Origin of the sequence: uncultured Salinisphaera sp., assembly GCF_964012375.1 — a bacterium.
Taxonomy (GTDB): Bacteria; Pseudomonadota; Gammaproteobacteria; order Nevskiales; family Salinisphaeraceae; genus Salinisphaera.
On sequence record NZ_CAXGSH010000139.1, the window covers coordinates 1 to 6,331 of the forward strand.

A 6,331-nucleotide genomic window follows, 5' to 3' on the forward strand; every position below is an offset into this window, starting at 1 on the left:
ATACCGACCGGTCCGCCGACGTGGTCGAGCACGATGGCGGTGTCCGGAAACGCCCGCGCCAGGTCGACCAGATCGGGCAGCTGGGGCTCCAGCAGCCAGGCATCGAAACTCAGCCCGCGCGGTGCGAGCTCGGCAAAGCCCTTGCGAAAATCCGCGTCGCGCAGCAAGTGGGCCGGCGTGCCCCGCGTGGACAACGGCCCCAGCACGTTGTCATCGGCATCGTAGGCCGCACTATGGCGAATGCCGCGAAAGCGCCCCTGCCCGGCCGCCAGATGGGCCTCCAACACCTCGGCCACGTCCGCGCCCAGGCGCAGATCGGCATGGCCGACAATGCCTGCACAGGCGCGCGTATCGCCATAGACGCCGCTGGCCGCCACCGCGGCCACGCCGTTGACGAACTCGGTTTCGCCCACGCTGCGCAGGGCTTTCGCGCCCTCGGCGCGGTACATGGCCCGGCATTCGATGAACACCGTCGCGCGGATGTCGTGGCCGCTGTCGGTATCGGCCAGCAGCTCGTCGAGCATGTAGCGCGAGCGATCGCGCAGCATGCGGCTGAAGCCATGCTCGGCAAACGGCATGGCGCCCAGAGCCAGCCGTGAACGATCCCAGAGATGATGATGGGGGTCGATGATCGGGCGGTCGGGGTCGAGTACGTCGGCGTTCGCGGCCATGGGGCTCCTCAGCGCATCAGGCGATTCGTTGTTGTGCAGGCAACTTACCACCGAACGAGCGTTCGTTTCTTGAAAGACCGCGCACGGTTATTTGATGTAGCAGACATATTCAGGCTTGCTAGAGGTCTCGTGGTTTCATCGGACCCCTCACATGAGTGCTTATCGAGACGGCATACGCCTGGGCGTTGCCGGCGCGGCCGCGGCCGCGGCGATCTATTTTCCGCAGCCGCTGGCCGCGCGTATCCAGACCAGCTTCGATGTATCGGTGCTGTGGGCCGCGATGCCGATGACGTTCGCCTTCATCGTGCTTACCTCGGGGCCGGTGTTGTTCGGGCGTTTCATTACCGTGGCGCGGGCGATGCGTATCGTCATCGTCACCGAACTGCTGCTGGCCGCGCTGTTCGCGGCACAGGCCGTGGCGTTCGATTCGCTGCCCTATTTCACCCTGCGCGCGCTGCAGGTGTTTCTGCTGCCGTTGCTCATTCCGGCCGTGATCACCGGTTCATCCAATATCCAGGGCTCGGACAATCGCGCCCGCGACCTGGCGTTCTATACCGCGGGCACCATCGTCGGCGGGGTGGGCGGCCGGCTGATTGCGGTCGGTTCGGTCACCTTCGAACACTGGCAGATCGGCAGCCTCGCGATCACGGCGATGCTGCTTTTCTCGGCCTGGCTGCTGCGCGACCCGCCCGAACTGGCCAGCGAAATACCGCGCCGGCCGACCACCGCTGGCGATACGACGATCGCGCCGGTCGAACAAAAGAAGAGCTGGCGCTGCCAGGTGACTCTGTCCTACCCAGGCCTGGCACTGGCTTTTGGCGTATTGACCACGGTACTCACCTGTTTGCCATTCGAAATCGGCTACAAGCGGGGCGGCGCATTGATGCTGGCCATCGTCTACGGCGGTTACGCCGTCGGCATTGCCACATCGCTGGGCGCACCCGCGATCACGCGTATCAGCCGCGGCTTGCCCAATGCCACACTGGTGGCGGCCGTTCTGTTCGTCGTCGGCCTATGCGGCGTGATTCAGGGCTCGTTCCCGGCGCTCGTCGTGGGCGTGGTGCTTCTGTGCGGCAGCATGGTGTTTCAGCAGGCCACACAGATCGTGTTGCTCAACGACTACTTCGCCCGTTCGCAGTCCGGCACGGTGAGCGCCTTGTTCGTGGCCGCCGTATTCGCCGGTGGCACGCTGGGCTCCAGCGTCATGGTGTCGCTCTACGAATGGGCCGGCTGGGGCGTGGTGATGGGTATTTGCCTGGTCTTCGCTGCGGTAGCCGGTTATTGCGTGTATGCCGCGGCCCGAGGCCAGCATCGGCAAGCTAGCGTTTGAATCGGGCGCCTGAATTACTGGCGCCTGGCTTTGCGTCCCGGCAGACTGCGCCGGTGTTTTCGTTTCGAGCCGGCATATGCCCATGATCATTCTTCACCATTACGAGGCGTCGCCTTTTTCTGAGAAAGTCCGGGCCGTGCTGGGCTACAAGCAGCTCGAATGGCAGTCGGTACTGATTCCGCGCATCATGCCCAAACCCGACCTGGTCGCCCTGACCGGCGGCTATCGCAAGACGCCGGTCATGCAGATCGGGCGCGACATCTATGCCGATACGCATCTGATCACACGTCAGATCGAGCGACTCTCGCCGGCACCCGGCCTTTTTCCGGAGACCGATATCGCGAGCGTCATCGGGCTCGAACAGCTCGGCGACAAGCGCCTGTTCCTGGCCGCCGTACCGGTGATGTTTCGTCCAGCCGGTCGTAAGGTGCTCATCGAAAAACTCGGCGAAGACTATCTGGCCAGCTTTGGTGCCGACCGCGCGGCGTTATTCAAGGGCGGCCATGTCGTACGCCCGGACGCGGCGTACTCCGACGCCGTTCTGCCGCCCACGCTCGATGCGCTGGATCGACAGCTGACCGACCGCGACTTTCTGTTCGGCGAGCGCCCCTGCATTGCCGATTTCTCGATCTATCACCCGCTCTGGTATATCCGCTCGAACCCCGGCGTAGCACCCCTGCTTGATGATTACCCGAACCTGCTGGGCTGGGCCGATCGCATCCGCGCGCTGGGACACGGCACCCGCGAGGAGATCGATGCCGGCCAGGCACAGCAGATCGCCGCGCGCTGCGAGCAATGGCAACCGCTGCCGGCCGCAGTCGAAGCCGGACTCAAGCCCGGCACACGGGTTTCGGTCGCGGCCACCGATTACGGCACCGAACCCAGCCAGGGCGAGCTGGTATCGATCGCGGCCGAGAGCATGACCATTCAACGCGACGGCCCGGACGGACAGCCCGTTCGCGTGCATTTCCCGCGCGACGGTTTTCGTATCGAGGCAGTACAGGCGTAGTCCAGCCAGGCCCCGCCGTCGGCCTATTGCGAAAAAACCGAGCCGGGGCGTTGTACCAGCCCGTCCATGCCACCATCATCGTTTCATCAACCCGACCCGCCGATAGAGGCCGAGTCATGAAACGAGCACTGGGCGCGATGGCCGCCAACTGGTTGCGCAAACCGGAAAACCAGGAACGTATCAAGCGCACCGCGCGCGACGTATGGGGCAAGTTCCAGCAGCGCCGCGAGGCCGCAAAACTCCCAGCGCCGGCACCAAGGGCCCACAGGGCCAGCGACCCACCGAGCGCAACGCCCCCGCCAGCCACGATGAATGAGCCGTATTCGCTACGCGCAGGCGGCGCGGGGCTGCTCGCAATGCTCGCGGCCGTGCTTCTGGCCGGCTGCGCGGGCGGCCCGCCCGAGGATCCAACCGAGCCGGCCTATCAGCGCTATTGGCAGTGTGCCTATGCTGCGGCCATGCCCTATGCGGCGGACTACAGCGTAAGCCCGCGCAGCGCGGCCGCAAGGGCGCAGTCGGCCTGCGATAACGTCTACCGCGCGTATCGCGATGCCCGCATCAGCTACGTGCGCTCGGTGGTCCCGGCCCAGGATCGCGCCATGGCCACCACGCTGGGCAGCCAGGCCGCGCGGGAGCGCTACAAGATGGTCACCCAACGCCTGACCGAGCTGGTCGCCGAGGCGCGTTGAAGCCGGCGGCGCCGGCACGCGCCGCTGTTGGCGGCTATGCCCGGCGCGTTTCGCATATCGGATTACGGGCAGCGCGGCCGTCTTTGATACCGTCGGTCATGAATTGGATGCACCGACCGACGAGCCCCACCATGACTGCGCAAGCACTGCCCGACACCATGCACGCGATGCGGCTGACCGGCCACGGCGGCGTGGACAAGCTCGTCTACCAGGACGATGTGCGCACCCCCACACCCGGGGCCGGCGAAGTAGTGGTCCGTGTGACCGCCACGGCCAAGAACAATACCGACCGCAAGGCTCGTGAAGGCCTCTACCCGACGCGTGAAGCCGGCGACGTGACCTCGTTCGCGATCGGCGGCACGCCCACGCTGACGTTCCCGCGTATCCAGGGCGCGGATATCGTCGGCCGGGTGGCAGCGGTCGGCGACGGCATCGATGCCTCGCGCATCGGCGACCGGGGCCTGCTGGACTTCAATATCTACGGCGAGACAGTCGACGGCCCTCGGCGCGACATCAACCTCACCCCCGACTACTACGGCCACGGCGCCGACGGCGGCTATGCCGAGTATGTGGCCGTGCCCGCCGACCAGTTCCATGCCATCGACAACGATCTGAGCGACGCCGAACTGGCCAGCCTGGGCATGTGCTCCTACCAGACCGGCTACCACATGCTCACGGCGGCGAATATCGTCGCCGGCGAGCGCGTGCTGGTTACCGGCGCCAGCGGCGGCGTGGGTACGGCACTCATCCAGCTGTGCCGGGTGATCGGCGCCATTCCCTACGCGCTGAGCACGCCCGACAAGGCCGATGCGCTGCGCGCGCTCGGCGCCGAAGCGGTGTTTGATCGTGCCGATATGGAGAACTTCACCCAGACGGTTCGTGAGGCCACCGGCGACGAACCCATCGATGCGGTCATGGATCTGGTGGGCGGCGACATGACGCATCGCTTCATCGATACGATGATCTTCGACATGGGCCGGCGCAGGACCTATCCGCGTCTGAGCATCGCCGGTGCGAGCGGCGGCAATGTCAGCGAGGTGCTTTGGACGCGTATCTATCTCTATCAGGTGCAGATTTTCGGTGTCTCCCACGGTACCCGCGATGAGGCCGAACAGCTCATGCGCTGGATTCGCGGCGGTGAGCTTCAGCCGGTGTTGCATGCCGCGTTCAAGCTCTCGGACCTGCATGAAGCCGAGCGCTATTTCGTGGATCGGTCGAGCAATTACCTGGGCAAGATCGTGATCGTACCCGACAGCCAGTGGGACCAGCACGGCGCCCGCTACGCGCTGAGCGCCTAAACACGCCGAATTCGCAGCAGCATTTTGCAAGAGACCGTGGCATGAGCGCAGAACTGACGTTTCAGATCATCGATACCCATGCCGGCGGCGACGTCAGCCGCATCGTCGTGGGCGGCATCATCCGCCTGCCCGGCGCAACGGTACGCCAGCAGATGGAATACCTGCGCGACCATGCCGACGGCCTGCGCACCGTCCTGCTCGAAGAGCCCTACGGCATCCCGGAGATGTCGGTGGACCTGATCGTGCCGCCGTCCAATCCCGAGGCGCAGGCCGGCTATATCATCATGGAAGTGATGGGTTACCCCATCTATTCCGGCTCCAACACCATCTGTACGGCCACTGCCCTGCTCGACAACCACATGATCCCCAAGCGCGAAGGCCGCCAGCAGTTCGTGCTGGAATCGCCCGCCGGGCGCGTGGCGATCGAAGCACGGGTCGAGAACGGCGTAGTCGAGGCCATCACCTGCGAAGGCCTGCCCAGCTATATCGATACCCATCGCGCCACGATTCACGTGCCGCTGATTGGTGAGGTGACCTACAGCATTGCCTATAGCGGCGGCTTCTATGCGCTGGTGGACGCCGCCGAGCTGGGCTTTTCGCTGACCCGCGACGAGGAGTCGCGGCTGGCCCACTGTGCCCAGGCGATCGTCGAGGCGATTCTGCAAGAACGCGGCTTTTCCCATTACGAGCTCGGCGATGTCGGGCCGCTGCCGTTTCTGCACTTCATGGGCGAGGTCGAACAGACCGGAGCCGGCCACTATCGCTCGCGCTCGGCCACCTATGTACACCCCGGCGTGATCTGTCGCAGCACCACGGGCACCGGCACCTCCGCGCGCATGGCGTTGATGCACTACGAAGGCCGCATGCAGCCGGGCGATACCCTGGAAACGGTGTCGCTGCGCGGATCGAGCTTTCTGGGCACGTTCACGCGCGTCGCCCGGGCCGGCGGCTACGACGTGGTGGAAAACACCATCACCGGCAAGGCCTACGTCCTCGCCCGCTCGCAGATCGTTGTGAACCCGGACGACGAACTGGTCGACAGTTCCCAGCTGCGCGGCATCCTGACCTGCACACAATCTCGGGACTAAGTTTTGCGTGTTCGCTCGTCGCGGCGGGCGCGTCGTTCTTGGATGTATTCATTCCGCCTATGAACGCAACAGGCGGAAGTGGCGGACCGGTTTCGCGGCGCCGTACAACGACCGCGTTGGTCGCCGACCTGACCGAGCCACGCACGGCCAATGCACTGTCCGCTCATGACGCTTTCGAAAGGACGCTACGGCGCAACGGCTTCGAAATGGCGGGCGATCGCGCCCGGCGTGGTCAACCAGACATCG

6 protein-coding genes are annotated in these 6,331 nt (G+C 65.2%); 5 read left to right on the forward strand and 1 reads right to left on the reverse strand.

Annotated features, from left to right (window positions below; genetic code table 11):
- Positions 1 to 671: amidohydrolase family protein (locus tag ABNU97_RS16740; RefSeq protein ID WP_348767806.1), on the reverse strand; the 671-nt coding region annotated here is incomplete at its 3' end.
- A 151-nt stretch (positions 672 to 822) separates the two neighbouring features.
- On the opposite strand from ABNU97_RS16740, the gene ABNU97_RS16745 reads away from it, so the two are divergent.
- From ABNU97_RS16745 to ABNU97_RS16765, 5 genes are all read left to right on the forward strand, one after another.
- Positions 823 to 2,001, forward strand: a complete 1,179-nt coding sequence (locus tag ABNU97_RS16745; RefSeq protein WP_348767807.1) for an MFS transporter — start codon at positions 823 to 825, stop codon at positions 1,999 to 2,001.
- 82 nt (positions 2,002 to 2,083) lie between these two features.
- Complete coding sequence (locus ABNU97_RS16750; protein ID WP_348767808.1) at positions 2,084 to 3,010, forward strand: glutathione S-transferase family protein; 927 nt, start codon at positions 2,084 to 2,086, stop codon at positions 3,008 to 3,010.
- A 116-nt stretch (positions 3,011 to 3,126) separates the two neighbouring features.
- Complete coding sequence (locus ABNU97_RS16755; RefSeq protein ID WP_348767809.1) at positions 3,127 to 3,699, forward strand: hypothetical protein; 573 nt, start codon at positions 3,127 to 3,129, stop codon at positions 3,697 to 3,699.
- 131 nt (positions 3,700 to 3,830) lie between these two features.
- The gene (locus ABNU97_RS16760) at positions 3,831 to 4,997 is read left to right on the forward strand and encodes a zinc-binding dehydrogenase (RefSeq protein ID WP_348767810.1); all 1,167 of its coding nucleotides are present in this window, start codon (positions 3,831 to 3,833) and stop codon (positions 4,995 to 4,997) included.
- Positions 4,998 to 5,038: 41 nt separating this feature from the next.
- Positions 5,039 to 6,085, forward strand: a complete 1,047-nt coding sequence (locus ABNU97_RS16765; RefSeq protein ID WP_348767811.1) for a proline racemase family protein — start codon at positions 5,039 to 5,041, stop codon at positions 6,083 to 6,085.
- Positions 6,086 to 6,331: the final 246 nt, after the last annotated feature.

Coding starts and splice junctions, on each gene's coding strand:
- ABNU97_RS16745 (WP_348767807.1), top strand. CDS start 823: ATGAGTGCTTATCGAGACGGCATACGCCTGGGCGTTGCCGGCGCGGCC.
- ABNU97_RS16750 (WP_348767808.1), top strand. CDS start 2,084: ATGATCATTCTTCACCATTACGAGGCGTCGCCTTTTTCTGAGAAAGTC.
- ABNU97_RS16755 (WP_348767809.1), top strand. CDS start 3,127: ATGAAACGAGCACTGGGCGCGATGGCCGCCAACTGGTTGCGCAAACCG.
- ABNU97_RS16760 (WP_348767810.1), top strand. CDS start 3,831: ATGACTGCGCAAGCACTGCCCGACACCATGCACGCGATGCGGCTGACC.
- ABNU97_RS16765 (WP_348767811.1), top strand. CDS start 5,039: ATGAGCGCAGAACTGACGTTTCAGATCATCGATACCCATGCCGGCGGC.